The organism is Streptomyces sp. NBC_00986, from assembly GCF_045162565.1.
Lineage (GTDB): Bacteria > Actinomycetota > Actinomycetes > Streptomycetales > Streptomycetaceae > Streptomyces.
Genome location: NZ_CP108733.1, coordinates 5,124,322 through 5,149,861 on the forward strand (window position 1 = coordinate 5,124,322; position 25,540 = coordinate 5,149,861).

Consider the following 25,540-nt stretch of genomic DNA (forward strand, 5'->3'; position numbering starts at 1 on the left):
GCTCTGCGGAGCGTGCTGCCGGGGAGGACTCGGCGGGAGGCACGGAACGCGTCGAGGATCCCTGCCGGCCCGAGGCCCTGTCCGCCGACGGTGTGCGGTCGGCTCGAACTCCCCCGCCCGCCGCGCATGTGACGATCCGTCGGATTCCGATACCGGGCGCGCCTCCACCCACCCCCGTCGTCCTACGACGCCTCCGCCGCCCGGCGCAGCAGGAGTTGGCGTTCGCGTGCGTTGCGGGCGAGGGCGGCCGCCCGGGTGAACTCCGCCTTCGCCTCCGTCGTGCGGCCGAGGCGGAGGAGCAGGTCGCCGCGGACGCTCGGCAGCAAGTGGTAGTCGCGCAGGGCGGGTTCGGAGGCGAGGGTGTCGACGATCTCCAGTGCCGGGGCCGGGCCCTCCGCCATCGAGACGGCGACCGCGCGGTTCAACTCGACCACCGGGGAAGGGAATCGGGCGGCGAGGAGACCGTACAGGGTCGCGATCGTCGGCCAGTCGGTCTCGTCGTAGGTGTACGCGTGGGCGTGGCAGGCGGCGATGGCGGCCTGGAGGGCGTAGGGGCCGGGGGCGCCGGTGGACGTGGCGTCCGCGCGGCCGAGGGCGGTGATGCCGCGGGCGATGAGCAGGCGGTTCCAGCGGCGGCGGTTCTGGTCCTTGAGGAGGACGGGGTCGCCGTTCGGGGCGGTGCGGGCGGCCGAGCGGGAGGCCTGGAACTCCAACAGCGAAGCCAGCGCGTGGACTTCGGGTTCCTTCGGCATCAGGGCGGCGAGGAGACGGGCCAGGCGGAGCGCGTCCTCGCAGAGGCTCGGGCGGAGCCAGTCGTCGCCGGCCGTCGCCGCGTAACCCTCGTTGAAGATCAGGTAGATGACGTCCAGGACCGAGCCCAGGCGGGCCTCGCGGTCGGGGCCGTAGGGGACCTCGAAGGCGACGTTCTTGGTGGCCAGGGTGCGTTTGGCGCGGACGATGCGTTGGGCGATCGTCGGTTCGGGGGCGAGGAAGGCGCGGGCGATCTCGGGGGTGGTCAGGCCGCCGAGGAGGCGCAGGGTGAGGGCGGTGCGGGCCTCGGCGGAGAGGACCGGGTGGCAGGTGGTGAAGACGAGGCGCAGGAGGTCGTCGTCGATGTCGTCGGGGGACGAGGGTTCCTCGGGCGGGGCCGTCGTCTCCAGGGTGCGGCCGATCTCCTGGAGCTTGCGGGCGTAGTTCTCCCGGCGCCGGATCAGGTCCACGGCGCGGTGCCTGGCGGTGGCCATGAGCCAGGCGCCCGGGTTGTCGGGCACACCCTCCCTCGGCCACTGCTCCAGGGCGGCGACCAGCGCGTCCTGCGCGAGTTCCTCGGCGATACCCACGTCGCGGACCAGGCGGGCGACGGCGGCGATGATGCGCGGGGACTCGATGCGGAAGACGGTCTCGATGGTGCTGTGCGGGTCCGTGGCGTTGCCGCGAGCGTCCGTGGCGGTGGCACGCGGGTCTGCGGTGGGCTGTGATTCCGGAGTCACAACCCACCATGCAACACCCCCGGCGGCCTCAGACCAAGGAAGACCGGCAGGACGAGCGGTACCGGGGAGGACTCAGCCCTCCGCGATCTCCCGCACCTCGCAGGTCACCGTCCAGAACTCCTCGTGCACCTTCAGGAACCGCTTCGTCCACTCGATCGCCTCGGCCATGTCCTTGCACTGCATGAGCGCGTAGCCGCCGACGACCTCCTTGGACTCGGTGAACGGCCCGTCGGTCACGGAGATCTCGCCGCCCTCCCAGTGCACGCGGGCGCCCTGCGCGGTCGGGGTGAGGCCGGCGGTGTCGAGCATGACGCCGGCCTTGGTGATCTCCTCGATCAGCTCGCCCATGCGCTGCATCAGCTCGGGGCTGGGGCCCTCGGCGGGGGCGGACTTCTCGTCGATCTGCACGAGGGAGAGGTAGCGGGGCATGGTGACTCCTCGGTTCGTTCTCTGGCGTTCTCCGACCGGGCTGTTCCCGGCCTTTCAACCATGCGTCGAACGAGGTGCGAGCCGATCGACACACTCGCCGGAATTCCCCGAAGATTTTTTCGCCCGCCCATTTACGCAGGTCAGCGCAGCGACTCCCACAGATCGCTCGCCGCCGGCTCCTTCGCCACCACCCGGTTCGGGTCGGACGGTGCCGTGACGTTCGGCATCGTCACCGTGGTCACCGCGTCCGCCGACAGCCCCTTCAGGCTCTGGCCGAGGCTGATCAGTTCGCTCAGGGAGTCGAGGCCGGTGTCGGTGGTGAGGCTGTCGGTGACCGCGTCGGTGACCTCGTAGAGCTTGGTGGGGTCGCTGAGGAGGTCGTGGGTGGAGATCTGGGTCAACAGGGCCTTCACCAGCATCTGTTGGAGACCTATTCGGCCCAGGTCGCTGCCGTCGCCTATGCCGTGCCGGGTGCGGGCGAGGGCCAGGGCCTGCTTGCCGTTGAGGTGGTGGGTGCCCTTCTTGAGGTGCAGGTGGCTGTCGTCGTCGTTGATGTCCTGCGTGGTCGTCACCGTGACGCCGCCCAGCGCGTTCACCAGCTTCGCGAAGCCCGCGAAGTCGATCTCTATGTAGTGGTCCATGCGGACGCCGGTGATCGACTCGACCGTCTTGACCGCGCACACCGGACCGCCCACCGAGTACGCGGTGTTGAACATCGCGTTGTACGCCACGGACGTGGAACCGCCGGACGACAGCGGGCAGGACGGGCGGGTGACGAGGGTGTCGCGCGGGATGCTGACGATCGTGGCCTTCGTACGGCCCGCGTCGAGGTGGACGACCATCGCCGTGTCGGAACGGGCGCCGGAGCTGCTGCCGCCGCCGAGCGCCTTGTTCTCCTTGCCGCTGCGCGAGTCGGAGCCGAGGACCAGGATGTTCAGGGAGCCGGTCGGCACAGGGGTGGCGGACGCGGACGCGGCGGCGGACGGTGTGGTCACCGCCCTCGCGGGGCGGTCGGTGCCGAGCGCGCTGTCGATGTCGACGCTCTTGATGTTGCCGTTGAGGTGCCAGTAGGCCCAGCCCGCCGTGCCCACGCCCAGGACGAGGACGCCTGCCAGGGTGAGGCCGACGATCTTCAGCACTCTCGATCGCCGGCCCACGCGTCTGTCCTCGTCAACGTTCTCTTTGTCCGTCACGGGGAGGAACGTAAGTGTGAATTATTAGGAGAAAGTTAGGGGAGGCGTCCCGAGACGGTTTTCTACGGAAAATCTCACGGTTCTCAGCCCCGCTTCACTCCTCCTGCGCCCCCTCCGTCTCCCCCGCCTCCCTCATCCCAGGGTCACGACCGGCACCGGATTGCTCCCGCTCCACGACGCGTTGAAGCCGAACGTCACCGAACCGCCGTCCGGGACCGTCCCGTTGTAGCTCGCGTTCGCACAACTCACCGCCGTGCCCGACTGGGTGCAGGTCGCGTTCCAGGCCTGCGTGATCTGCTGGCCCGCGCCGTACGTCCAACTCGCCTTCCAGGACGACAGTGAGGCCCCGGAACAGGCGATCGTCACCTGCCCGGTGAACCCGGTGTTCCACTGACTGACCACGCTGTACGTCGCCGAGCACGCCCCGGTCGGCGGCGGGGTCGTGGTCGTACCGCCGAGCGCCTCCGAGAGGCCGTAGTACGCCGGTTTCGGCGCGTAGTCGGCGTCGTACGGTGTCGCCGCCCCGTAGCCCGGGAACGTGCTGTCGACCCAGGAGTCGGAGTCGGTGAAGCCCCAGACAGTGACGTTCACGCAGCGGGTGACGGCGACGCAGGCGGCCATCACGCCCTTGAAGTCGGCCTTCTGCTGGGCGAGTTTGGCGCTGTCCGCCGGGAGCGCCATCCGTACGTCGAGCTCGGTGATCGCCACGTCAACGCCCAGGTCGGCGAAGCGCTGGATGTTCTGCTGGAGAGTGGCGGGGACCTGGCCGAGGATGAGGTGGGCCTGGAGGCCGACCCCGTCGATCGGAACGCCCGCCGCCTTCAGGGACTTGACCAGGTTGTAGAGGGCGGTGGACTTCGCGTTGACGCCCTCGACGTTGTAGTCGTTGATGTACAGCTTGGCGGCCGGGTCGGCGGCGTGCGCCCAAGTCAGCGCCTGCGCTATGTAGTTGGCGCCGAGGCCGTTATACCAGAGCGTCGAGCGGTACGTGCCGTCCTCGTTGAAGGGTTCGTTCACCACGTCCCAGGCGGTGATCTTCCCCTTGTAGCGGCCGACTTCGGTGCTGATGTGGTTCTGCAGCAGGCTGCTGAGTTGGGCCGAAGTCCAGGTCCCGTTCGTCAGCCAGCTCGGGTTCTGGCTGTGCCAGACCAGGGTGTGGCCGCGCACCTGCTGGTTGTGGGCCTGCGCGAAGGCGACGATCTGGTCCGCCTCCGACCAGTTGAAGCTGCCCTGCGTCGGCTCGACCGTCTCCCACTTCATGGCGTTGCCGGGAGTGAGCGAGCTGAACTGGCTGCCGGCGATGTCGCCGTAGGTGCCGGTGAGCTTGGAGCCGGTGACCGCGGTGCCGATGACTTTGCCCTTCGCGGCGGCGAGGTCGCGCAGCGGGGTGTCGGCGGCGTGCGCGGCGGGTGCCGCGAAGAGCATGACGGCGCCGGTGAACAGGGCCGCCAGGGACAAGCCGGTTCTCAGAGATCTCATTGCGGGTGCCTCCGAAAGTTTCGGTTGTGCAACCGATTGGCTTCGGAGGAGTGTGGGGCGGCTCACCCCACTCGTCAATACGTCACCTTCCGGCCACGCACCTCACTCCGCGGCCGGTGCCGGTGCCGCCGTACTGCTGCGCACCACCAGGCTGGTGGCCAGCTCCACCCGCCGCGCCGCCGAGGTCTCCTGCTCGCGCCCGAGGTCGAGCACCAGCTTCGCCGCCGCCTCGGCCATCTCGGTGAGGGGCTGTCGTACGGTCGTCAGCGGCGGCCCCACCCAGCGCGCCACCGGCAGATCGTCGAAGCCGACCACGCTCAGGTCCTCCGGGATGCGCAGCCCGAGTTCGCGCGCGGCCTCGTACAGGCCGAGCGCCTGGAGGTCGTTGCCGGCGAAGACCGCGGTGGGCCGGTCCGGGCGGCGCAGCAGCTCAAGGCCGAGCCGGTAGCCGGCCTCGTGGTGGAAGTCGCCGGTGGTGATCAGCGAGGGGTCGACCGGCAGCCCGGCCGTCTCCAGCGCGGCCCGGTATCCGTCGACCCGGGCGCGGCTGCACATCATCCGGGACGGCCCGCTGATCGCGCCGATCCGGGTGTGGCCGAGTTCGACCAGGTGCCGGGTGGCGGCGAGGCCGCCCTGCCAGTTCGTCGCACCGATCGACGGCACGTCCGCGCCCGGGTCACCGGCCGGGTCCATCACCACGAACGGGATGGAACGGCTGGTGAGCAGCGCCCGCTGGGACTCGTCGAGCCCGGAGAGGACGAGGATCACACCGTGCGGGCGGCGGGCGGCGACCTGGTCGGCCCAGGTCCGGCCCGGGGTCAGCCGCCCCGCGCTCTCGCTCAGCACCACACTCAGCCCGGAGTCCCGCGCCACGTTCTCCACGCCCCGGATGACCTCCATCGCCCAGGCGCTCTCCAGCTCGTGGAAGACCAGGTCGATCAGCGGGGAGCGGGTCGCCTCGGCGCGGCGGCGCCGGTAGCCGTAGACGCGGAGCAGGTCCTCGACGCGGGTGCGGGTCGCGGGGGCGACATCGGCACGGCCGTTGAGGACCTTCGAAACAGTCGGAGCCGACACTCCGGCCTCGCGGGCGATCTCGGCGAGCGTGGCGGTCTGGGTCGGCCGACCCGCTGTCTGGGTTTCGGCGGAATCCGGGGCTGTCATGGCGGCGATCGTATCCCTGCGCGACCTCTTGACGAACCCCCCAGCGCGCCTTACGTTCCCGGAACATTCGTAGAACGGCTCGAAACATTCGCACGAGAGGTGCTGTCCATGGAGCCCAACACGTCCAACGGCGGGCGTACGTTCAGCAGGCGCTGGGTGCTCGGCGCCGGTGCCACCACCCTGCTCACCACCGGGCTCACGGCCTGCGGCTCCAGTGACAGCACCGGCGGCAGCAGCACGGTCACCGCCTTCACCTACGGCGACGACGCGGCGAAGGTGCAGGTCAAGGCCGTCACCCGGTTCAACGCGTCGGCGGCGGCGAAGAAGGCCAAGGGCAAGATCAAGCTGGAGAAGGTGCCCGGCACCGACTACCCGGCCAAGCTGCGCACCGCGATGGGCTCACCGAACGCGCCGGACGTCTTCTTCAACTGGGGCGGCGGCTCGATCAAGGCGTACCAGGAGGCGAACCAGCTGGTCGACCTCACCGACACCATCAAGTCCGACCCGGTGCTCAAGGACGGGTTCCTGCCCTCGGTGCTCGCGGCGGGCGCGCTGAAGGGCAAGAACTACGGCATACCGATGCGCGGCATGCAGCCGGTGATCCTCTTCTACAACAAGACCGTCTTCGCCGCGCACAAGCTCCAACCGCCCACCACCTGGGCCGAGTTGCTCGACATCAACAAGAAGCTGAAGGCGGCGAACATCACGCCGTTCGCGCTCGGGGGTGCCGACATCTGGCCCGAGTTGATGTGGCTGGAGTACCTGGTCGACCGGATCGGCGGGCCCGAGGTCTTCGACAAGATCAAGAACGGGGACGCGTCCGGGTGGGGCGACCCGGCTGTCCTCAAGGCCGCCGAGACGGTCAAGCAGCTCATCGACGACGGCGCGTTCGGCAAGGGGTTCAGCTCTGTGTCGTACGTCAACGGGGGCGCGCCCGCGGTGTTCGCCAAGGGCAAGGCGGCGATGCATCTGATGGGGTCGTGGGAGTACTCGACGCAGCTCGGGAAGTTCCCCGACTTCGCGAAGAACAACCTGGGGTGGTCCGCCTTCCCGAAGTACGAGGGGGGTGCGGGCGATATCCGCAACGTGGTCGGCAACCCCACCAACTACTGGTCCGTGAACGCGCGTACGGGCAACAAGGACGCGGCGATCGCATTCCTCCGTGACTGCGCGTCGGAGGCGTACGCGAAGGAGCTTGTCGCCAACGGTGACATCCCGACGACCTCCAACGCAGAGAAGCTTCTCGACTCCTCGCCCAACCCCGAGTTCGCCAAGTTCCAGTACCAGATGGTGCAGCAGGCACCGGCGTTCACGTTGAGCTGGGACCAAGCGGTGGATCCGGATGTGTCCACGCCGATGCTGACCGAGATCAACAAGCTGTTTGTGGGGAAGAGTTCGCCGGCGCAGTTCGTTTCAGCGCTGAAGGGGTTGAAGTGAGGTTGCGCAGTTCCCCGCGCCCCTATCGGGGCGCTGTACCTCACGGCGTTTGGGCTGTGCCCGGGGTTCTGTTTTTTGTCTTCTTCGCCGTGGCGCCCATGGTCCTCGCCGTGTATCTCTCCTTCACCAAGTGGAATGGGCTCGGGGATCCCAAGCCCGTCGGGCTTGCCAACTGGGACAAGTTGCTGCATGACGACCGACTCACCCAATCCCTCACCGTCACCGTTCTGTTGACGGTGACGAGCTGGGCGTTCCAGACAGTCGCGTCCCTCCTCCTCGGCGTCTGGGCGGCCGGGCGGCAGCGCAACCGAGCCGTCCTCTCCGCGATCTTCTTCGTGCCGTTTCTGCTCTCCTCCACCGCCATCGCGCTGCTCTTCTACGCGCTGCTCGACCCGAACTTCGGTGTCATTCACCAGGACACGCTCGGGTCGACGAGCGGTGCGTTTCTCGCGATCGTGTTTGTCGGGGGGTGGCAGTTCATCCCCTTCCACACGTTGATCTATCAGGGCGGGGCCCGGCAGATCCCCGAAGTGCTCTACCAGGCGGCGGCAATTGACGGCGCCGGTCGCTACCGGCAGTTCTTCTCGATCACGTTGCCCCAGCTCCGCAACACGGCGACGACCTCCAGCGTGCTGATGATCGTCGGCTCGCTCACCTACTTCGAGACCGTCCTGATCCTCACCCAGGGCGGCCCCGGCACGGACACGGCGATCCTGCCGTACCTGATGTACGAAGCCGGCTTCAAGAGCTACGACTTCGGTTACGCGAGCGCGATCGCGACCTTCCTGGTCGTCATCGCCACCGCGCTCTCCCTCGTCCTGGTCAGGCTCACCGGTTTCGGCGCCATGCGCAGTACCCGCGAAGGGATGTGACGGAGTGTCACACGACACGTTGCCGCGTCCGGCGAAGACGGCAGGCGAGCCGGTGGAACCTCCGCACACCCGTCGGCGCCGGCACTGGAGCAAGCGGCCCAACCCCGTCGCGGGGCTCGGTTCGCTGCTCTGGCTCGCGGTCGTCATCGTGCCGATCTACGCGATGATCTCGGCGTCCCTCACCCGCCAGGACAAGGCGCTGGGCAACAACGCCCTGAAGCCGCCCACCGATCCGACCTTCGCCAACTACAACACCGTCCTGCACAACGGCTTCGGCCACTTCCTCGCGAACACGGCACTGGTGGCGGCGGCGGTCGTAGGAATAGTGCTCGTCCTGTGCGTCCCGCTGGCGTACGTGGCCGTACGCACGCGCACGGTCTGGTCGAGTGCTGCCTTCCGCCTGTTCCTGATGGGAGTCGCGATCCCGGCGCAGGCAGTCGTGGTCCCGCTGTACCTGATGATCGCCAAACTCGACCTGTACGACAGCCTGTTGGCGGTCATCCTCCCCACCGCCGCCTTCGCGATGCCGGTGTCCGTGCTGATCCTGACCGGCACGCTGCGGGACATCTCGGAGGACCTGTACGAGGCGATGGCGCTCGACGGTGCGTCGGCGACGCGGATGCTGTTCCAGCTGGTGATCCCGATGACCAAGGGCGGGATCAGCACGGTCGTCATCTACGCGGCGCTGCAGGCCTGGAACGGCTTCCTCTTCCCGCTGATCTTCACCCAGTCCGACGGACCGAGGGTCCTCACGCTCGGACTCTTCAACTACGTCAGCCAGTTCGGCGTGAACATCCCGGCCCTGCTCGCCTCGGTCGTCCTCTCCGGCATCCCGATCTTCGCCGTCTACCTGGTGGCCCGGCGCGCCCTGGTCGGCGGCCTGATGGGCGTGGGCGGCAAGTGAGCTGCCCCAACTCACCTTTCCCGAACGGAGTTTCATGACCACCGCCCCCTGGCGTGACCCCGCCCTGCCCGCCGCCGCCCGCGTCGACGACCTGCTCGCCCGGATGACCCTGGAGGAGAAGACCGCCCAGCTCTACGGCGTGTGGGTGGGCGCCGCCACGGACGGCGACGGAGTCGCCCCGCTCCAGCGGGAGATGACCTCGGACTACGACTGGGACGAGCTGATCACCCAGGGCCTGGGCCAGCTCACCCGTTCCTTCGGTACGGCGCCGGTGGACCCGGAGTTGGGCGCGCAGGCGCTGGCCCGCGCGCAGCGCCGGATCGCGGCGGCGGGCCGTTTCGGCATCCCGGCGGTCGCCCACGAGGAGTGCCTGGCGGGCTTCACGGCCTGGGGTGCGACGGCGTATCCGGTACCGCTGGCCTGGGGCGCCAGCTTCGACCCCGGGCTGGTCGAGGAGATGGCCCGGCACATCGGCGCCGACCTGCGCTCGGTCGGCGTCCACCAGGGTCTCGCCCCGGTCCTGGACGTCGTACGGGATCCGCGGTGGGGCCGGGTGGAGGAGACGATCGGCGAGGACCCGTATCTGGTGGGGACCATCGGTGCCGCGTATGTGCGGGGGCTGGAGTCGGCCGGGGTCGTCGCCACGTTGAAGCATTTCGCCGGGTACGCGTCCTCGGTGGGGGCGCGGAACCTGGCGCCGGTGCGGGCGGGGGTGCGGGAGTTCGCGGACGTCACCCTTCCCCCCTTCGAGATGGCGCTGCGGGAGGGCGGGGCGCGCTCGGTGATGGCGGCGTACAACGAGACGGACGGCGTGCCGGCGTCGGCGGACCCCGCGCTGCTGACCCAACTCCTGCGCGAGACCTGGGAGTTCACGGGCACGGTCGTCGCCGACTACTTCGGCATCGGCTTCCTGGAGACGCTCCACCGGGTGGCGGGCAGCCCGGCGCAGGCGGCGCAGGCGGCGCTGGAGGCGGGCATCGACGTAGAGCTGCCGACGCTGAAGTGCTACGGGAAACCGTTGGTGGAGGCGGTGCGGGCGGGCGAGATCCCGGAGGCGTTGGTGGACCGGGCGGCGCGGCGAGTGCTGTTGCAGAAGGCCGAGTTGGGCCTGCTGGACGAGGACTGGTCACCGGAGCCGACGCGACGGATCGACCTCGACTCGACGGCGAACCGGGCCCTGGCCCGTCAACTGGCCGAAGAATCAGTCGTGTTGCTGGACAACCCGGACGGTCTGCTGCCGCTGGCGTCGGACGCGCGCATCGCCGTGGTCGGCCCGCGGGCGGCGGACGCTCTCGCCATGCTCGGCTGCTACTCCTTCCCGTCCCACGTGGGGACGCACCACCCCGAGGTGCCGATGGGCATCGAGATCCCCACGGTGCTGGAGTCGTTGCGGGCCGAACTCCCGGACGCCAAGGTGACGTTCGCGGAGGGGTGCGATGTCTCCGGCCCGGAGACGTCGGGCTTCGAGGAGGCGGTGGCGCGGGCGGCGGAGGCGGACGTGTGCGTGGCGGTGCTCGGCGACCGCGCCGGCCTGTTCGGACGCGGCACGTCGGGCGAGGGCTGTGATGTGGCGGACCTCCAACTGCCCGGCGTCCAGGCCGACTTGCTGGATGCCCTGGTCTCGACGGGCGTCCCGGTGATCCTGGTCCTCCTGACCGGTCGCCCCTACGCGCTGGGCCGCTGGCACGGTCAACTGGGAGCGGTGGTGCAGGCGTTCTTCCCCGGCGAGGAGGGCGGCCCTGCGGTGACGGGAGTCCTCTCGGGCCGTGTGAACCCGTCCGGCCGCCTCCCGGTGAGCGTCCCGCACGCGCCGGGCGGCCAGCCCTGGACGTACCTCCAGCCCCCGTTGGGCCTGGCGGACGAGGTCAGCAGCCTGGACCCGACCCCGCTGTACCCGTTCGGCCACGGCCGCTCGTACACGACGTTCGAGTGGGAGCCCGCCGCATCAAGGGAGTTGGAGATCGACACGGACGGCTCCTACGACCTGACGCTGACCGTCCGCAACACGGGCGACCGCGCCGGCACGGAGGTGGTCCAGCTGTACCTGCACGACCCGGTCGCCTCGGTGACCCGCCCGGACGTCCGCCTGATCGGTTACCAGCGGCTGGAGTTGGCCCCCGGGGAGTCGACGAGGGTGACCTTCCACTTCCACACGGACCTGTCGGCGTTCACCGACCGTTCGGGGCGCCGGGTGGTCGAACCGGGCGCGCTGGAACTACGGTTGGCCGCATCGAGCACGGACGTACGGCACACCGCACGGCTGAACCTCACGGGACCGGTGAGGGAACTCGGCACCGACCGGCGGCTGCTGTGCGAGACGGAGGTGTCGGGGGTGGGGTGAGCGACCCCCGCACCGAGACACGGGGGATGCGATGGTCAGGTACGTACACAGTGAACTGACGGCCGCTCTGGCGCTGTTGGCCGGCACCGGGATGGGAGCGGCGGTGGCGGTCGGCGTGCACGACGGGTCGGTACTGCGGGCCGGCTCGGTGGGGAAGGCGGCCGTCTTCGCGGTCGTGTTCCTCACGCTCGTGACGTTGGTGCGGGGAACACGGTTCAAGTGGGTCGGCGAGGTGGCGAGCTTCGAGGCCGCGGTCCCGCTGTCGGGCCCCGAACCGGCCCCGACCCAACGCCCGTTCGGCCTCGGCAGGCTCCTGCTGTTCCTGCTGCCGAACCTGGTCGTGGGCGTGCTCGGGTTCACCTGGGTGCTCCTGGTCCCCCTGGCGATGGCGATGGACTGGCTGGCCAAGGCCGCGGTCGGCGCCCGCTGGGAACGCGCGAACGGCCGGCTGCTGTGGCTGGGCCAGGACAAGGAGGAGCCGATGAGGCTGTCGTACTCCCTCGTCAGTCCGCCGCCACCGACTCGAACCGCCACCGATGCACCGCCCGCATGACCAACTCCCCGTCCGGCTCCGGAAGTTCGGGCAGCTCGGCGTCGTACTCCGCGTTCCACCACGTGATGACGAGGACGCGGTCCTGGGGCGCGCGCAGGACCTCCCGGCGCAGCGGCTCGGCCGGGAGGGTCTGGGCCCGTGCCCAGGCGAGGAGTTCCTCACCCCGCCCCGGGACCGCCCGCGCCTCCCACATCAGAACAACCGTCGTCACGAGTACAGGTTCTCCTTGCTGACCTCGTGCACGTGGTCGTGATCGTGGGAGTGGCCGGGGACGTGCGGGTCCGTCACCGGGAGGGAGGAGTCCGCGGACAGGTCCCAGTCCGAGGGGAGCCGGTTCCGCGCCACCATCTCAGCGCCCAGTGCGGCGACCATCGCGCCGTTGTCCGTGCACAGCTTGGGGCGCGGGACGCGGAGGCGGATACCGGCCGCCTCGCAGCGTTCCGCCGCCAGCGCGCGCAGACGGGAGTTGGCGGCGACACCTCCGCCGATCATCAGGTGGTCGACGCCCTCGTCCTTGCAGGCCCGTACGGCCTTGCGGGTCAGGACGTCGACGACGGCCTCCTGGAAGGACGCCGACACATCGCGCACCGGCACCTCCTCCCCCGCCGCCCGCTTCGCCTCGATCCAGCGGGCCACGGACGTCTTCAGCCCGGAGAAGGAGAAGTCGTAGGCCGGGTCGCGCGGGCCGGTCAGGCCGCGCGGGAACGTGATCGCCGTGGGGTCGCCCTCCTTCGCGTACCGGTCGATGACCGGGCCGCCCGGGAAGCCGAGGTTCAGTACACGCGCGATCTTGTCGAAGGCCTCGCCCGCAGCGTCGTCGATCGTCGCGCCCAGCGGCCGTACGTCCGAGGTGATGTCCGAGGACAACAACAGCGAGGAGTGACCGCCGGACACCAGGAGCGCCATCGTCGGTTCCGGCAGCGGGCCGTGTTCCAGCTGGTCCACGCAGATGTGGGAGGCGAGGTGGTTCACGCCGTAGAGGGGCTTGCCGAGGGCGTAGGCGTAGGCCTTCGCCGCCGAGACGCCGACCAGCAGGGCGCCGGCGAGGCCGGGGCCGGCCGTGACCGCGATGCCGTCGAGGTCGCTCGCGCTCACGCCCGCGTCCTTCAGCGCGCGCTGGATCGTCGGGACCATCGCCTCCAGGTGGGCGCGGGACGCCACCTCCGGTACGACCCCGCCGAAGCGGGCGTGCTCGTCGACGCTGGACGCGACCGCGTCGGCCAGCAGGGTGGTGCCGCGGACGATGCCGACGCCGGTCTCGTCGCAGGAGGTCTCGATACCGAGGACAAGGGGTTCGTCAGCCATGAATCTCGGTTCCTTGTACGGAAGTTGACGGGTCGGTCAGGCGCATCACCAGGGCGTCGACGTTGCCCGGCTGGTAGTAGCCGCGCCGGAATCCGATCGGGGCGAAGCCGAAGCGCTCGTAGAGCTTCTGCGCGCGGACGTTGTCGACGCGGCACTCCAGCATGACCTCGGCGCACTCGAACTCGCTTGCCGCGGTGAGGAGTTCGGTCAGCAGGGTGCCGCCGAGGCCGGTGCCCCAGTGGTCGCGGGCGACGGCGATGGTCTGGATGTCGGCCTGGTCGCCGGTGGTGGCGAGGCCGGCGTAGCCGATGACCCGGACGCCGTTCTCGTACGCGTCGCCGGTCACCTCAGCCACCAGGTACCGGCGGGTCGCCGCGGCGCCCCGGGCGTGCGCCAGTTCGGACCAGAACATGCCCCGGGACCACGCGTCCTCGGGGAAGAGGTCCTTCTCCAGTTCCAGCACGGGATCGATGTCCCACCAGCGCATCTCGCGCAGCCGAGGGCTCAGGGATTCGGTCACTTGGGGGTGACCACCTTGTAGTTCTTGGGCACCTGGGCGTCGGGACGGCGCAGGTACAGCGGCCGGGGCGCGGGGAGTTCGACACCCGCCGCGAGTCTCTCGGCGGCCAGCGAGGCGAGCGCCGCGGCGGACACGTGCTCCGGCTCGTGGGCGGACGGGAAGGTGTCCGGGTAGAGCAGCGCGCCGGCGCCGACGGCGGGCAGCCCGGCCACCTGGTCGGCGATGTCGGCGGGCCGGTCGACGGCCGGGTCGGTCACCCTCGTACGAGAGTCGGAGTAGCGCGCCCAGTACACCTCCTTGCGCCGCGCGTCCGTGGCGACGACGAAGGGGCCGTCGAGGTCGGTGGCGTAGGCGAGGCCGTCCAGCGTGCACACACCGTGCACGGGCACCCCGAGCGCGAGCCCGAAGGTGTCGGCGGTCATCAGGCCGACGCGCAGGCCGGTGTAGGGGCCGGGGCCGATGCCCACGACGATTCCCGTGACGGCGTCGAGCGTGAGCCCCGCGCCGGCGAGCACGTGGTCGACGGCCGGGAGCAGCAGCTCACCGTGGCGGCGCGCGTCCACCTGACTCGACGAGGCGATGACGGCCTCGCCGTCGTGCAGGGCGACGGTGACGGCGGGGGTGGCGGTATCGAGAGCGAGCAAGAGCACGCAAACAGCCTACGGCTCCGGCGCCGCGAGCACGGCCGCCCCGGTCGGCCCGGCCCCGACTGCTACGGTCACCTAGGGTCACCGGACTTACGGGACGTAGGGGACCGTACGGGGCACCGACACAGGACGTAGACGTATGAGACGCGGAGGTGGGCGCTGATGGCCGGCAGCAGCTCGGGAATCGTGGCCGGGCTCACCGTGGCGGCGGTCGCCACGGTCGGTTTCCTCGCCTATCAGGCATCGGCGACGGTCCCGGCCGGACTGGGGGACAAGGCCCACGCGAACATCTCCCCCGCGGCGGTGGCCGCCAAGAAGGCCCCGCGCAACAAGAAGAACCCCGCCGCACTGCCCGCCGGCTCCGGCAGGGGCGAGCGGGTCGTGTACTCGGTGGACGACGACCGGGTATGGCTGGTCGCCGAGAACAACAAGGTCAACCGCACGTTCAAGGTCACCCCCGGCACGGTCGACCCGCCCACGGGCACCTATCCGGTCACCTCCCGCTCGAACGCCATCACCGGCACCGACGGCACCCCCATCCAGCACGTCGTCCGCTTCACCAACGCGGACAACGTCGCCATCGGCTTCAGCGCGGCGGTCAGCGGCGCGACGGAAGAACCCGACCCCACAGCCAAGTCCGGCGGCATCCGCGAGTCGATCGCCGACGGCGCGGCCATGTGGGAGTTCGCGACGATCGGCCAGAGCATCGTCGTAATCCGCTAGGTGAATCGCGCCCCAAAGGGGCGCGGGGAACTGCGCGACCAGCCACGACGCACCCGCAGACGAACGACTACGCGGCTTTACTCCGCTCAACCGGCGGAGCCTCCGGCGCCCGAGGCGGCGTAGAAATCGCCCTCGCAGCCTCCCCCGCCGCCAACAACTCCCGCATGGACACCCCAGCAAACGCATACGGCCGCGCCTGCTCACACTGGTTCTCTGAAGCCGACATGGACGCCTCCTGGGAGCCGGGGGCAGACGTAGTTAGGTAGACCTAACTACGAACTGGATACCATGTGACCACGCGCGAGACCCGGAACGCAACATCTTGCCGACACCTTGTCGGAACCCACACCGGTCAGCCCCCGAGCACACCCAGTTCGACCGCGGCCCACCGCGCACCGAGCCCGGTGACAGTGACGTGCCGTACCTCGTCGGTCGTATCCCCGACGGCCCGGTGGATGACGAGTGAGAGCCGGTCGTCCGACAGCTCCTCGACCTTCCCCTCGCCCCACTCCACGACGATCACGGACTCGGGCAACGACACATCGAGGTCAAGATCCTCCATGTCGTCCAGCCCGCCACCCAGGCGATACGCGTCGACATGCACAAGCGGCGGCCCCTCACCGAGCGAGGGGTGCACGCGCGCGATCACGAACGTCGGCGAGGTGACCGCGCCCCGCACCCCGAGCCCCTCCCCCAGCCCCCGGGTGAGTGTCGTCTTGCCGGCGCCCAGCTCCCCCGTGAGCATCACGAGGTCGCCCGCGCGCAGCAACTTGGCGAGGCGGCGCCCCAACTCCCGCATCTGATCGGGGGAGTTGACGGTGAGGGAGACGGACAGGGGCTCAGCCGCGTTGTGCGGTGCTGCTGGTGCTTCCATAGCCACTTACGGTAGCCCCTGCCGGCACGGCACCCGCGCGGGTGAGCAGGTCGGCGAGGCGGTCCGTCACCACTTCGGGGTGTTCCAGCATGACCAGGTGGCCTGCGTCCGGCACGAGCACCAGCTCGGCGTCCGGCAGCAGGTCGGCGATGGCCTCGCTGTGCTCACTGGGCGTGACGAGATCGCCGATCCCGGCCAGCACGAGCACGGGCATGTCCTTGAAGTGGGTGAGGGCGGCGGTCTTGTCGTGGTCGGTGAACGCCGGATAGAACTCGGCGACCACGTCGATGGGCGTGCCCTCGATCATCCGCTCGGCGAACCGCGCGACCGCCGGATCGACGTCCCGCGAGGCGAACGAGTACCGCTTGATGATCCCGGCGAACAGATCGGCGGTGGCCCGCCGCCCCCGCTCCACCAGCGCGGCCTGCTGCCCGAGCGCCTTCAGCACACCGGGCAGCACTCGCCGCACCGCGTTGACCCCGGCGACGGGCAGCCCGAAGTTGACCTCGCCGAGCCGCCCGGAGGACGTACCGACGAAGGCGGTGGCGACGACCCGGTCGCGGATCAGGTCCGGGTACTGGTCGGCGAGGGCCATGACCGTCATGCCGCCCATGGAGTGCCCGACGAGCACGATCGGCCCCTCGGGCACGGCCGCGTCGATCACGGCCTTCAGGTCGCGCCCCAACTGGTCGATGGTGAGCGGCATTCCGTCTTCCAGCTGCGCGACCCCGCGCGCGGAACGCCCATGGCTGCGCTGGTCCCAGTGCACGGTCCGCACGACCCCGCGCAGGGCGGCCCGCTGGAAGTGCCAGGAGTCCTGGTTGAGGCAGTACCCGTGGCTGAAGACGACGGTGACGGGAGCGGGTGCCTTGCGCCCGAAGAGCCGCCGCCGCTTGGGCGTGACGGCGACGTCGGGCTCGATGTCGTCGACCTCGTAGTACAGCTCGGTGCCGTCGTCGGCCTGTGCCGTACCGGGCGTGCCGCGCAACGAGCCGTACGGCCCGGTGGAGTCGAGCGCCAGCCGGGCCCGCTCGCGCATCCCACGCCCGACGGTCATCCGCTCTATGGCGACACCGGCCGCGGCCCCGGCGGCGATCACACCTATCGCGGCGCCGGCGATACCGGTGACCTTCCGCCAGTTCCCGCCCACCCCCGCGGCGGCGGAGGCGACCGCGGCGACCGCCTCCGCACTGCTCTCGCTCACGTGCCGCTCCTCTTCACGTCACAACCCTGCGCTACGTCGTCTCCCTCATACCCGGGGATGACCTCGCCGACGACCTCGGGGACGATCTCTCCGACGACCTCATTGACGTAGACGCGGGGAACGCGTGTTCCGATGCGGGTCACGATCTCGTAGGCGATGGTTCCGGCGGCCTGCGCCCAGTCCTCGGCGGTGGGCTCACCATGGTCACCGGCCCCGAACAGGACGGCCTCCGCCCCGGCCTCCAGTTCGTCCCCGCCCAGGTCCACGACGAACTGGTCCATGGCGACCCGCCCCGCGACGGTCCGCCACTTCCCGCCGACGAGCACGGGGCCGGTGCCGGAGGCGTGCCGCGGAATGCCGTCCGCGTACCCGACGGGGATGAGTCCGAGGGTGGTCACGCCGGGGGTGATGTAGTGGTGCCCGTAACTGACCCCGTGCCCGCCCGGCACCTGCTTCACCAGCGCGACGGACGCCTTCAGGGACATCACGGGCCGCAGCCCGAAGTCGGCCGAGGTGCCCACCTCGGGGCTGGGCGAGATGCCGTAGACGGCGATGCCGGTCCTGACGAGGTCGAAGTGCGAGTCGGAACGGGTGAGCGTGGCAGGCGAGTTGGCGATGTGCCGCACCTCGGCCCGCACCCCACGCTCCTCCGCGTGGGCGACCATCTCGCGGAAGAGGGCGAGTTGGGCGTCGATGGAGGGATGCCCGGGTTCGTCGGCGCAGGCGAAGTGGGACCAGAGCCCGGTGATACGGAGAAGCCCGTCGCTCTCGGCTCGCAGGGCGGCCCCGACGAGCTCGGCCCAGTCGTCGCCGGGCTGGCACCCGTTGCGCCCGAGCCCGGTGTCGGCCTTGAGCTGCACGCGCGCGGGGAGCCCGGCGGCACGTGCGGCGTCAGTGACCTCCGCCAAGGCCCACATCCCGCTCACCGACACATCGAGATCGGCCTCGATGGCCTCCCGCCAGGGCCCGCCCGGGGTCCACAGCCAGCACATGATCCGCACGCCGTCGGGCAACCCGGCACGGGCACGCAGGTCAAGCGCCTCTTGGGGCGTGGCAGTACCGAGCCAGGTGGCCCCGGCTTCGACGGCCGCACGCGCACACGGCACAGCCCCATGGCCGTAGGCATCGGATTTCACCACGGCCATGAGGGCCGCACCCGGCGCGAGGGCGCGCAGGGCCCGCACATTGGCCCGCAGGGCGCCCAGATCGATCTCGGCGCGGGCGCGCAACGGTGCGGTGGGCTGTGTCGCTGTCTCATTCATGGCACCCCCAGTGTCTCAGAGGGGACTGACACCCCCTCTGAGCCCTCCTTGTTCGCTAGTTCCCGGGCCGATGCCCCCACACGTACACACGGTCGCCCTTCTTGAGCACACCCCAGAGCTTGCGGGCGTCGGCCAGCCGCAGATTGACGCAGCCCCAGGAGCCGACGGTGGTGTAGATGCTCCCGTAGACGGCGTGGAAGGCGATGCCGCCGTCGAAGAACTGGGCATACGGCATAGGGCTGTTGTAGAGCGTCGACCAGTGGTTCTTGTGCTTCCAGTAGATCTTGTGCCACCCGCCCCGGGTCACATGCCCCGTCCTCCCGCTCCGCATGGGCACAGGCCCGAAGACGACCTTCTTCCCCTTCTGCACCCAGGTGAGCTGCCGATCGAGATCGACACAGGCGACGCGGTACTTGCTCACCGGGCACTTCCGGGCGGCGTTCGGATTCTTCCTGGCGCCGATCAGCTGCATACGAGCCCAGGTGACAGGCCCGGCAAACCCGATCGCGGGCTTGATCCCCTGCTTCTTCTGAAAGGCACGGATGGCCCTGCAGTCGGCGCCCGACTGCTTCCCGTCCACCTTGAGCTTCAGCCACCGTTCGACGCCCCGCTGATACGGCCCGGTCTGCTTGCTGCAGGTCACCTTGGCGACGGCGTCCGCGATCGGCACGTACTCGACGAGCGCGTAGGTCCCCACGGCAGCGTCCCGCGGCTCGACCCGGTCCTCTTCGGCGGTGGGCGTGTACACCTTCGGCGGGAGCGCCTGATCCGGCGTATCGATCTGCCACGGCTGATACGGCCCCGGCGGCACCCCCGGCACCAGCTCGGTCTCCCCGGGTCCCGCCGCCGGCACCGGCCCGTCGGCCCAGGCACTACCGGCCCCGACGGGGAGGGCGATCACCGCGGTGAGCAGCACCGCGATACTTCTGTGCGCGATTCGTGTACTGATCATGCGATCAGAGAAACGCGCGGCTACGGCGTGAGCCGGGTGCCGCGCGGAGGGGTCACCCTTATTGACGAGCGCAAGCCCTTTCAGCACAGGCTGGCTACATCCAGCCCGTCCGGCGTTTGAGGACGAGGCCGTTCAGGCCGAAGCGGGGGTCTGGGGGCGGCAGCCCCCAGTGATGGGACGGGTAGGGGCGGCGGGGCGAGAAAAATCAGCCCCGCACATCCCGCCAGGCAACCCGAACCGCCTCAGCCACATCATGCGCCCCCACCGGCGCACCGTCCGCAGCCAGCCTCCCGGCCAGCCCATGCAGATACGCCCCCACACTCCCCGCGTCGAACGCCGACAACCCCGCCGCCAACAACGACCCGCAGAGCCCCGACAACACGTCCCCGCTCCCCGCCGTGGCCAGCCACCCCGTCCCCGTCGAGTTGACCCGCACAGCCCCACCCCCCGAGCCGGCGACAAGCGTGGTCGACCCCTTGAGCAACACGGTCGCCCCATACCGCCCGGCCAACTCCCGCACGGACTCCAGCCGAGCCCCCTCGACCTCCCCCCGAGGAACCCCGAGCAACGCGGCCGCCTCCCCCGCATGCGGAGTCATCAACGTCGGCGCGCCACGCCCCCGCACGGCCTCCGGATCGACCAACCGCAACCCGTCCGCGTCGATGAGCACAGGCACGTCGGCGGTCACCACATCCGCCACAGCCGAGGCGTCGTCACCCGCCCCCGGCCCGACGACCCAGGCCTGCACCCGACCGGCCTTGAGCGGCCCGCCCTCCGACACCAGCACCTCGGGAAACCGGGCGATCACCGCGTCAGAGGCCGGCCCGACGTACCGCACGGCCCCCGCCCCACCCCGCAGGGCCCCGGCAACAGCGAGCACGGCAGCCCCCGGATACCGCCCGGACCCGGCGGCGATCCCCACAACTCCCCGCCGGTACTTGTCACTTTCAGCCCCCGGCACAGGCAACAACGCGGCCACGTCCGCATGCTGCAGCGCCTCCAGCGCGGCCTCGCCCGGCAGTTCACTCCCCAGCCCGATATCAACGAGCCGCACGGCCCCGGCGTACTCCCGCGCAGGATCGATCAACAACCCGGGCTTGTGTGCCCCGAAGGTGACGGTGACATCGGCCCGCACGGCGGCCCCCCGCACCTCGCCGCTGTCCGCATCGACCCCACTGGGCAGATCAACGGCTACAACAACCCCCTGGGACTGCGAGGCAAGCTCAGCCAGCCGCGCCGCATCGGGCCTCAGCCCACCCCGCCCCCCGATCCCGACGATCCCGTCAAGAACAAGATCGGCGCGGTGGAGGACCTCCTCGGCATCACCGGGTGCGACGGTCCGCCCACCGGCCCGCACCAACGCCGCAAGGCCACCCGCATGAGCCCGCTCGGGCGAAAGCAGCACGGCCACAACCCCGGCCCCCCGCCGAGCGAGCCGCGCCCCCGCGTACAGGGCGTCGCCCCCGTTGTCCCCACTCCCCACCAGCAGCACGACCCGACTGCCGTAGACCCGCCCCACCAACTGAGCACAGGCAACGGCGAGTCCGGCTGCGGCCCGCTGCATGAGCGCACCTTCCGGAACCCGCGCCATCAGCCGCTGCTCGGCGGCCCTTACCGTCTCCACGCTGTACGCAGTACGCATACGTTCGAGTCTGCCCCGTAAGCCCCAAAGCCGCAGCCGCCGACGGCGATCGACCCCCACAGGGGCCACCCGCACCCGACAACGAGAGCCGCACGGGCGGTGCGGGCGGGAAACAAAAAGGGCCGAAGGCGAAGCCGAGGCCGTACAGCCCCAAGTCACCCCTCCGCAATAACCACCGCGGAAGCCACCCCCGCGTCGTGGCTCAACGAAACATGCCAGGACCGCACTCCCAGCTCAGCCGCGCGCGCCGCAACCGTCCCGGTGACCCGCAACCGAGGCCGACCGCTCTCCTCGACGTACACCTCGGCATCCGTCCAGTGCAGCCCCCCCGGCGCCCCCAACGCCTTGGCCACCGCCTCCTTCGCCGCGAACCGCGCCGCGAGAGACGCCGCCCCCCGCCGCTCCCCACTGGGCAACAGCAACTCACTGTCCAGGAACAGCCGCCGAGCCATCCCCGGCGTACGCGCCAACGACGCCGCGAACCGGTCGATCTCGGCCACATCGATACCAACCCCGATGATGCTCATGCCGAGCACCCTACGACCGCGTCCACCCCCGTCCCCCTTGTCACATACGGCTGCTAACCTGCGGCAACTCACACCACACGCATGACACCACTCACGTTCGCGCGCCCTGGGGGGCCAGTAGCCGCGCCGTGGGTTCAGGATTCGCCAGGGGGGCGGAGCATGACCACCACCAGCACGACGACCGACGACGGCGAAAGACCCGTAGCGCTGTCGGAACCGGTCACGGACCCGTTCACCACGCTGCCCGACCTCACCCCGCTGCGGGACGCGGCCCAGGCAGGCGACTGGCAGGCGACGCAGGCCTTCTTCACCACCCTGGACCGGACCGAGAACCCGACCCGGAACCCGGTCGAGACCCCGGTGGAGAACGCCGTGGAAAAGATGTCCTTCGCCTCAGGCCAACTCGCAGGCCTGGACGGCGTGGAGACCTACCTGGAGCGGGCGGCGGCCGACCATCCCGACGACCCCCTCCCCCGCACCCTGCTCGCCGAGCGCTACATCCGCGTCGGCTGGGCCATCCGCAGCCGCGCCCGCGCCGAGCACGTCTCGCGCGACCAGTTCGGCCAGTTCCACGACTGGCTGCGGCGGGCCGAGCAACTGCTGATCGACGTGTGCGCCGAGCAGCCCGGCAACGCCGCCGCCTGGACCGCCCGGCTGCTGACCGCCCGCGGCCTGGAACTCGGCCAGACCGAGGCCCGCCGCCGCTACGACCGTCTCTCCGCCCACCACCCCCACCACTTCCGCGCGCAGTCCCAGCTGCTCCAGCAGGTGTGCCCCAAGTGGAGCGGTTCCTGGGAGGCGGCGCACTCCTTCGCGCAGGAGTGCGTGACCGCGGCCCCCGGTGGTTCGCACGCCGGGGCGGTGGTCGCCGAGGCGCACATCGAGCACTGGGCGGATCTGGACGGCGTGGAGCAGCGCACGTACATGCGGAGTGTCTCGGTCCGCGACGAGCTGCGGGCCGCCGCCCGGGCGTCCGTGCTGCACCCGGACTACGCCCCCGGGTGGAGCTGGATCGCGGCGGACAGCGCGTTCGCCCTGGCCTTCTCGATCGGCGGCCATGTCGAGGACGCGGCCGCGCACTTCGTCTCCCTGGAGAACCGGGTGAACGAGTACCAGTGGCAGTACCTGCCCGGCTGGAAGGCCGCGTTCGTGAAGTACCGCAAGTCCGCGCTCGCGACGCTCTAGGGGGAGCCGACGATGACGACCACCGAGTTCGCGCCGGAGGCCCTCTCCGGCCTGATCGGCTGCACGACCACCCAGGGCGTTCCCACGCTCTACGCCCCGCGCCAGGGGGGCGATGTGACGGCGGGCCTGTTCTTCCGGGTGGGCCGCGCCGACGAAACCCTGGCGACGGCCGGGATCACCCATCTCGTCGAGCATCTGGCCCTGCACCGGCTGCAGTTGACCGACCTGCACTACAACGGCGCGACGGCGAACGCGTACACCCTCTTCCACGCGACGGGCGACGAGGAGGAGGTCGTAGCGCATCTCAACAGTGTCTGCGCGGCCCTGCGGGAGCTGCCGCTGGCGCGGCTGGACACCGAGCGGGAGATCCTGCGCACGGAGGCTGCGGGCCGCGCGAACGGCGCCAACTCCCAGCTCCCGCTGTGGCGTTACGGCGCTCAGGGCTACGGCCTCTCCAGCTACAACGAGTTGGGGACCTGGAGCGTGACGCCCGACCAGGTCGGCGAGTGGGCGCGGACCCGTTTCACCCGTGAGAACGCGGTGTTGTGGATCACGAGCGAGTCCGTCCCTGAGGGCCTGGACCTCACTCTGCCGACGGGCACCCGTTTCCCGGCACCCGCGGCGACGAGCGCGCTCCCGGCGACCCCCGCGTACATCTGCGGCGAGGACGGCCAGGTGGTCCTGACCTCGGTCGTACGGCGTTCCACGGCGGCCGCGGTCTTCGCGGACGTCCTGGGCCGGGCGCTCTTCCACGACCTGCGCCAGGAGGGCGGCTACTCCTACTCGGCGGAGGCCGACTACACCCCGCGCGACGCCGACTTCGCCACGCTCACCGCGTACGCGGACGCGCTGCCGACGAAGCAGGACGCGGTGGTCGGCGGCTTCGTCGACACCCTCGCGCGCCTCCGCAACGGCACCATCGCGCAGTCCGAACTGGACTCCGTCCGCGGCAAGCAGCTCAAGATGTACGACGTCCCGGACTTCGCCGCGGCCGCCCTCCCCGGGTACGCCCTGAACCTCCTCCTCGGCCACCGCGTCCTCTCCCCCGCCGAGCACCGGGCCGAGTTGGAGGCGGTCACGGTCGCGGACCTGCGCGAGGTGGCCCGCGAGGCATGGGCGTCCGCGCTGCTCCAGGTCCCGGGCCACCGGGGTGTCGACTGGGCGGGCCTGACCGTGGCCCCGCAGTACTCCGCGAGCACGGTCACGGGAAGCCGCCACCAGTCCCTGGAGAACGAGAACGTCACGCTGGTCATCGGCGACGAGGGCGTGAGCGTCACGACCCCGCGCGGCGCGGTGACCGTCCCCTACGACACCTGCGTGGCGATGACCACCCGCCCCGACGGAGCCCGCGGACTCACGGGCCCCGACGGCTTCGCGGTCACCGTGGAACCGACGTTGTACCTCGACGTGACACCGGACCGGATCGCGACGATCGACGCGGCGGTACCGGAGGCGGCGGTGGTACGGCTGCCGGCCCGCGCTCCGGAACGCATCCCGCAGCCGCGGGAGGTGGCGCCGGATGCCGAGCGGTCCAAGAGCCCCGGCCAGGCGACCTGGGGCTGGACCATCGCCATCTGGCTGCTCGGCATGCTGGCGGCCGTGTGGGGCGTGCTCGGCGGGGTCACGATCGCCGACGAGTTGACCTCGTCCAACCCGGACTGGGGTGTCGTCCTCGTCGTCCTCCTCTTCGAGATCCCGCTGCTCGCGGTCGTCCGCACGCTGTACATGACACGCCGCATGCGACGACCGTGACGACCGTGGTCACCGGGTTCACGCGGCGGCGTCGAGGGCTCCGGTGATCTTGCGGATCATCTCCAGCATGACCGGGCTGGGCTCGCCCTTCTTGGGCCGTACGGCCGCTTCGAGGGCGACGAGGACAGTGCCGCGGAAGTTGTCGGCCTCGGCCGGGTCCTGCTTCTTGAGCAGGCTCATGGCGGCGGTGAGGGCCGGCAGCACCTGGTCGGCGATCTCGGCCACGGACTTGCCCTCCAGGTTCGGGATCTTCGAGTTCTCGGCGAGCACGTGCCCGACGGGACCGGTCGCGGAGGCCAGGGCGAGGCTGCCCTGGGTGGCGATCCGGTGCGGCGATCCGGCGGTGGCACCGGCGGCGGTCATCAGCGTGATGGCACCGTACGCGGCGGTACGGAGGGTGAGCTTGTCCTGGTCGGTGAGGTTGATGCCCATGGTGATGTGCTCCTGGGTTCGTCGGTTCCGGATCGGCTCTGCATCGGCTTCCTTCTGACCCAGAGCCTGCGCCCACCCGGTTTCACGACGCCCTCAGCGCGCTTTCAGCGGAGCACAACTAGCCTGAGGCCATGCATCAGGCCCGAAGGCGCGACCGGCGTCCCGCCCATCGCACGGGAGCGGGGGCGAGGGTGAGGGCGGCCCAACACCGGGCTCCGGCCTCGGCAGTTGAGGTCGGGGGAGCCGACGTGGTGATCGTCGGCTACTTCTCCGGCAGGCAGAAGGACTGGGCCGAGCTGATGGATGCGGCGGCGCGGGAGCTGGGGGCGTGCGGTGCGCGAGTCGTGGGCCGGATCGTGCAGCGGCGCGGGGTCTCGGCCGGCGGGGCCAAGAAGATGGCGGTGCCCTACTCCTCGCGAACTCTCCTGACCTACGGCAAGGTTCGCGAGGCGGCGACACTCTGCGAGCAGACGAACGCCGACGCGGCGGTCTTCGTAGGCGACCTGACGCAACGTCAACGCCGCACACTGACAGGGATGTTGGGCTGCCCGGCCACAAGCCTTGCCGACGCCCTCACATCCGCGGCTCAAAGACCCCGGCCGGGGCCGCCCTCACGTTCCCGGCCGGAGCCTTCACCCCCTTCGGGGAAGCCCTGA

The 25,540-nt window shown here is 70.5% G+C and carries 25 protein-coding genes; 9 read left to right on the forward strand and 16 right to left on the reverse strand.

Annotated elements, in window-relative coordinates; genetic code table 11:
- Window positions 1–182: 182 nt before the first annotated feature.
- The 5 genes from OG504_RS22365 to OG504_RS22385 form a co-directional block, all read right to left on the reverse strand.
- Window positions 183–1,490, reverse strand: a complete 1,308-nt coding sequence (locus OG504_RS22365) for an RNA polymerase sigma factor (RefSeq protein WP_405991426.1) — start codon at window positions 1,488–1,490, stop codon at window positions 183–185.
- 72 nt (window positions 1,491–1,562) lie between these two features.
- Complete coding sequence (locus OG504_RS22370; RefSeq protein WP_405991427.1) at window positions 1,563–1,919, reverse strand: YciI family protein; 357 nt, start codon at window positions 1,917–1,919, stop codon at window positions 1,563–1,565.
- Window positions 1,920–2,059: 140 nt separating this feature from the next.
- The gene (locus OG504_RS22375; protein ID WP_405991428.1) at window positions 2,060–3,112 is read right to left on the reverse strand and encodes an LCP family protein; all 1,053 of its coding nucleotides are present in this window, start codon (window positions 3,110–3,112) and stop codon (window positions 2,060–2,062) included.
- Window positions 3,113–3,244: 132 nt separating this feature from the next.
- Window positions 3,245–4,591, reverse strand: coding sequence for an endo-1,4-beta-xylanase (locus OG504_RS22380; protein ID WP_405991429.1), 1,347 nt, complete (start codon window positions 4,589–4,591; stop codon window positions 3,245–3,247).
- Between the two features lie 102 nt (window positions 4,592–4,693).
- Window positions 4,694–5,752 carry a LacI family DNA-binding transcriptional regulator gene (locus OG504_RS22385; RefSeq protein ID WP_405991430.1) on the reverse strand — a complete coding sequence of 353 codons (1,059 nt, stop codon included), beginning with the start codon at window positions 5,750–5,752 and terminating at the stop codon, window positions 4,694–4,696.
- Window positions 5,753–5,860: 108 nt separating this feature from the next.
- Between OG504_RS22385 and OG504_RS22390 the strand changes: the two genes are divergently transcribed.
- Genes OG504_RS22390 through OG504_RS22410 form a run of 5 tightly spaced genes read left to right on the forward strand, consistent with a single transcriptional unit; the run spans window position 5,861 to window position 11,859 of the window.
- On the forward strand, window positions 5,861–7,189 hold the full coding sequence (locus OG504_RS22390; protein WP_405991431.1) for an ABC transporter substrate-binding protein: 1,329 nt from the start codon (window positions 5,861–5,863) through the stop codon (window positions 7,187–7,189).
- Window positions 7,186–8,061, forward strand: coding sequence for a carbohydrate ABC transporter permease (locus OG504_RS22395; RefSeq protein ID WP_405991432.1), 876 nt, complete (start codon window positions 7,186–7,188; stop codon window positions 8,059–8,061). The genes OG504_RS22390 and OG504_RS22395 overlap by 4 nt, the downstream gene beginning before the upstream one ends.
- Before the next feature lie 4 nt (window positions 8,062–8,065).
- Window positions 8,066–8,965: a carbohydrate ABC transporter permease gene (locus tag OG504_RS22400; RefSeq protein ID WP_405991433.1), complete on the forward strand. Its 900-nt coding sequence runs from the start codon at window positions 8,066–8,068 to the stop codon at window positions 8,963–8,965.
- Between the two features lie 34 nt (window positions 8,966–8,999).
- Complete coding sequence (locus OG504_RS22405) at window positions 9,000–11,306, forward strand: glycoside hydrolase family 3 N-terminal domain-containing protein (protein ID WP_405991434.1); 2,307 nt, start codon at window positions 9,000–9,002, stop codon at window positions 11,304–11,306.
- Between the two features lie 31 nt (window positions 11,307–11,337).
- Window positions 11,338–11,859 carry a hypothetical protein gene (locus OG504_RS22410; RefSeq protein ID WP_405991435.1) on the forward strand — a complete coding sequence of 174 codons (522 nt, stop codon included), beginning with the start codon at window positions 11,338–11,340 and terminating at the stop codon, window positions 11,857–11,859.
- On the opposite strand, the gene OG504_RS22415 is transcribed toward OG504_RS22410, so the two are convergent.
- From OG504_RS22415 to tsaB, 4 genes are read right to left on the reverse strand one after another with little or no spacing between them, the layout of a single operon-like run.
- Window positions 11,810–12,052, reverse strand: a complete 243-nt coding sequence (locus OG504_RS22415) for a hypothetical protein (protein WP_405996405.1) — start codon at window positions 12,050–12,052, stop codon at window positions 11,810–11,812. The two genes, OG504_RS22410 and OG504_RS22415, sit on opposite strands and share 50 nt — an antisense overlap.
- 14 nt (window positions 12,053–12,066) lie before the next feature.
- Window positions 12,067–13,164 (reverse strand): tRNA (adenosine(37)-N6)-threonylcarbamoyltransferase complex transferase subunit TsaD, encoded by a 1,098-nt coding sequence (gene tsaD / locus OG504_RS22420; protein ID WP_405991436.1) that lies wholly within the window; start codon window positions 13,162–13,164, stop codon window positions 12,067–12,069.
- Window positions 13,157–13,651, reverse strand: coding sequence for a ribosomal protein S18-alanine N-acetyltransferase (gene rimI / locus OG504_RS22425; RefSeq protein WP_405996406.1), 495 nt, complete (start codon window positions 13,649–13,651; stop codon window positions 13,157–13,159). Before rimI ends, tsaD begins: the two co-directional genes overlap by 8 nt.
- Window positions 13,652–13,680: 29 nt before the next feature.
- Complete coding sequence (gene tsaB / locus OG504_RS22430; RefSeq protein WP_405991437.1) at window positions 13,681–14,334, reverse strand: tRNA (adenosine(37)-N6)-threonylcarbamoyltransferase complex dimerization subunit type 1 TsaB; 654 nt, start codon at window positions 14,332–14,334, stop codon at window positions 13,681–13,683.
- Between the two features lie 159 nt (window positions 14,335–14,493).
- On the opposite strand from tsaB, the gene OG504_RS22435 reads away from it, so the two are divergent.
- Window positions 14,494–15,054: a hypothetical protein gene (locus tag OG504_RS22435; protein ID WP_405991438.1), complete on the forward strand. Its 561-nt coding sequence runs from the start codon at window positions 14,494–14,496 to the stop codon at window positions 15,052–15,054.
- Between the two features lie 352 nt (window positions 15,055–15,406).
- Here the strand turns inward: OG504_RS22435 and tsaE are convergent, their stop codons facing one another.
- From tsaE to OG504_RS22465, 6 genes are all read right to left on the reverse strand, one after another.
- Window positions 15,407–15,928: a tRNA (adenosine(37)-N6)-threonylcarbamoyltransferase complex ATPase subunit type 1 TsaE gene (gene tsaE, locus OG504_RS22440; protein WP_405991439.1), complete on the reverse strand. Its 522-nt coding sequence runs from the start codon at window positions 15,926–15,928 to the stop codon at window positions 15,407–15,409.
- A complete protein-coding gene (locus tag OG504_RS22445) occupies window positions 15,894–17,132 on the reverse strand; it encodes an alpha/beta fold hydrolase (protein WP_405991440.1) in 1,239 nt (412 codons plus the stop codon). The genes tsaE and OG504_RS22445 overlap by 35 nt, the downstream gene beginning before the upstream one ends.
- Window positions 17,129–18,394 (reverse strand): alanine racemase, encoded by a 1,266-nt coding sequence (alr, locus tag OG504_RS22450; RefSeq protein ID WP_405991441.1) that lies wholly within the window; start codon window positions 18,392–18,394, stop codon window positions 17,129–17,131. The genes OG504_RS22445 and alr overlap by 4 nt, the downstream gene beginning before the upstream one ends.
- 55 nt (window positions 18,395–18,449) lie before the next feature.
- On the reverse strand, window positions 18,450–19,346 hold the full coding sequence (locus tag OG504_RS22455) for a L,D-transpeptidase family protein (protein WP_405991442.1): 897 nt from the start codon (window positions 19,344–19,346) through the stop codon (window positions 18,450–18,452).
- Between the two features lie 205 nt (window positions 19,347–19,551).
- Window positions 19,552–20,988, reverse strand: coding sequence for an NAD(P)H-hydrate dehydratase (locus OG504_RS22460; RefSeq protein ID WP_405991443.1), 1,437 nt, complete (start codon window positions 20,986–20,988; stop codon window positions 19,552–19,554).
- A gap of 155 nt (window positions 20,989–21,143) precedes the next feature.
- The gene (locus OG504_RS22465) at window positions 21,144–21,515 is read right to left on the reverse strand and encodes a holo-ACP synthase (RefSeq protein ID WP_318018247.1); all 372 of its coding nucleotides are present in this window, start codon (window positions 21,513–21,515) and stop codon (window positions 21,144–21,146) included.
- A gap of 159 nt (window positions 21,516–21,674) precedes the next feature.
- On the opposite strand from OG504_RS22465, the gene OG504_RS22470 reads away from it, so the two are divergent.
- Both OG504_RS22470 and OG504_RS22475 read left to right on the forward strand, forming a co-directional pair.
- Entirely contained in the window at window positions 21,675–22,700 is a 1,026-nt protein-coding gene (locus OG504_RS22470) for a hypothetical protein (RefSeq protein WP_405991444.1), read from the forward strand.
- 12 nt (window positions 22,701–22,712) lie between these two features.
- Window positions 22,713–24,452, forward strand: a complete 1,740-nt coding sequence (locus tag OG504_RS22475; protein WP_405991445.1) for a M16 family metallopeptidase — start codon at window positions 22,713–22,715, stop codon at window positions 24,450–24,452.
- Between the two features lie 18 nt (window positions 24,453–24,470).
- On the opposite strand, the gene OG504_RS22480 is transcribed toward OG504_RS22475, so the two are convergent.
- Window positions 24,471–24,884 (reverse strand): hypothetical protein, encoded by a 414-nt coding sequence (locus OG504_RS22480; RefSeq protein WP_405991446.1) that lies wholly within the window; start codon window positions 24,882–24,884, stop codon window positions 24,471–24,473.
- Window positions 24,885–25,015: 131 nt separating this feature from the next.
- On the opposite strand from OG504_RS22480, the gene OG504_RS22485 reads away from it, so the two are divergent.
- A complete protein-coding gene (locus OG504_RS22485; protein WP_405991447.1) occupies window positions 25,016–25,540 on the forward strand; it encodes a hypothetical protein in 525 nt (174 codons plus the stop codon).

What these genes read in the sequence shown, in the direction of transcription:
- OG504_RS22370 (WP_405991427.1), bottom strand. Translation starts at nt 1,919, where the DNA reads ATGCCCCGCTACCTCTCCCTCGTGCAGATCGACGAGAAGTCCGCCCCC.
- OG504_RS22380 (WP_405991429.1), bottom strand. Translation starts at nt 4,591, where the DNA reads ATGAGATCTCTGAGAACCGGCTTGTCCCTGGCGGCCCTGTTCACCGGC.
- OG504_RS22385 (WP_405991430.1), bottom strand. Translation starts at nt 5,752, where the DNA reads ATGACAGCCCCGGATTCCGCCGAAACCCAGACAGCGGGTCGGCCGACC.
- OG504_RS22390 (WP_405991431.1), top strand. Translation starts at nt 5,861, where the DNA reads ATGGAGCCCAACACGTCCAACGGCGGGCGTACGTTCAGCAGGCGCTGG.
- OG504_RS22405 (WP_405991434.1), top strand. Translation starts at nt 9,000, where the DNA reads ATGACCACCGCCCCCTGGCGTGACCCCGCCCTGCCCGCCGCCGCCCGC.
- OG504_RS22410 (WP_405991435.1), top strand. Translation starts at nt 11,338, where the DNA reads ATGGTCAGGTACGTACACAGTGAACTGACGGCCGCTCTGGCGCTGTTG.
- OG504_RS22415 (WP_405996405.1), bottom strand. Translation starts at nt 12,052, where the DNA reads ATGTGGGAGGCGCGGGCGGTCCCGGGGCGGGGTGAGGAACTCCTCGCC.
- tsaD (WP_405991436.1), bottom strand. Translation starts at nt 13,164, where the DNA reads ATGGCTGACGAACCCCTTGTCCTCGGTATCGAGACCTCCTGCGACGAG.
- rimI (WP_405996406.1), bottom strand. Translation starts at nt 13,651, where the DNA reads ATGCGCTGGTGGGACATCGATCCCGTGCTGGAACTGGAGAAGGACCTC.
- OG504_RS22435 (WP_405991438.1), top strand. Translation starts at nt 14,494, where the DNA reads ATGGCCGGCAGCAGCTCGGGAATCGTGGCCGGGCTCACCGTGGCGGCG.
- tsaE (WP_405991439.1), bottom strand. Translation starts at nt 15,928, where the DNA reads ATGGAAGCACCAGCAGCACCGCACAACGCGGCTGAGCCCCTGTCCGTC.
- alr (WP_405991441.1), bottom strand. Translation starts at nt 18,394, where the DNA reads ATGAATGAGACAGCGACACAGCCCACCGCACCGTTGCGCGCCCGCGCC.
- OG504_RS22455 (WP_405991442.1), bottom strand. Translation starts at nt 19,346, where the DNA reads ATGATCAGTACACGAATCGCGCACAGAAGTATCGCGGTGCTGCTCACC.
- OG504_RS22460 (WP_405991443.1), bottom strand. Translation starts at nt 20,988, where the DNA reads ATGCGTACTGCGTACAGCGTGGAGACGGTAAGGGCCGCCGAGCAGCGG.
- OG504_RS22465 (WP_318018247.1), bottom strand. Translation starts at nt 21,515, where the DNA reads ATGAGCATCATCGGGGTTGGTATCGATGTGGCCGAGATCGACCGGTTC.
- OG504_RS22470 (WP_405991444.1), top strand. Translation starts at nt 21,675, where the DNA reads ATGACCACCACCAGCACGACGACCGACGACGGCGAAAGACCCGTAGCG.
- OG504_RS22475 (WP_405991445.1), top strand. Translation starts at nt 22,713, where the DNA reads ATGACGACCACCGAGTTCGCGCCGGAGGCCCTCTCCGGCCTGATCGGC.
- OG504_RS22480 (WP_405991446.1), bottom strand. Translation starts at nt 24,884, where the DNA reads ATGGGCATCAACCTCACCGACCAGGACAAGCTCACCCTCCGTACCGCC.
- OG504_RS22485 (WP_405991447.1), top strand. Translation starts at nt 25,016, where the DNA reads ATGCATCAGGCCCGAAGGCGCGACCGGCGTCCCGCCCATCGCACGGGA.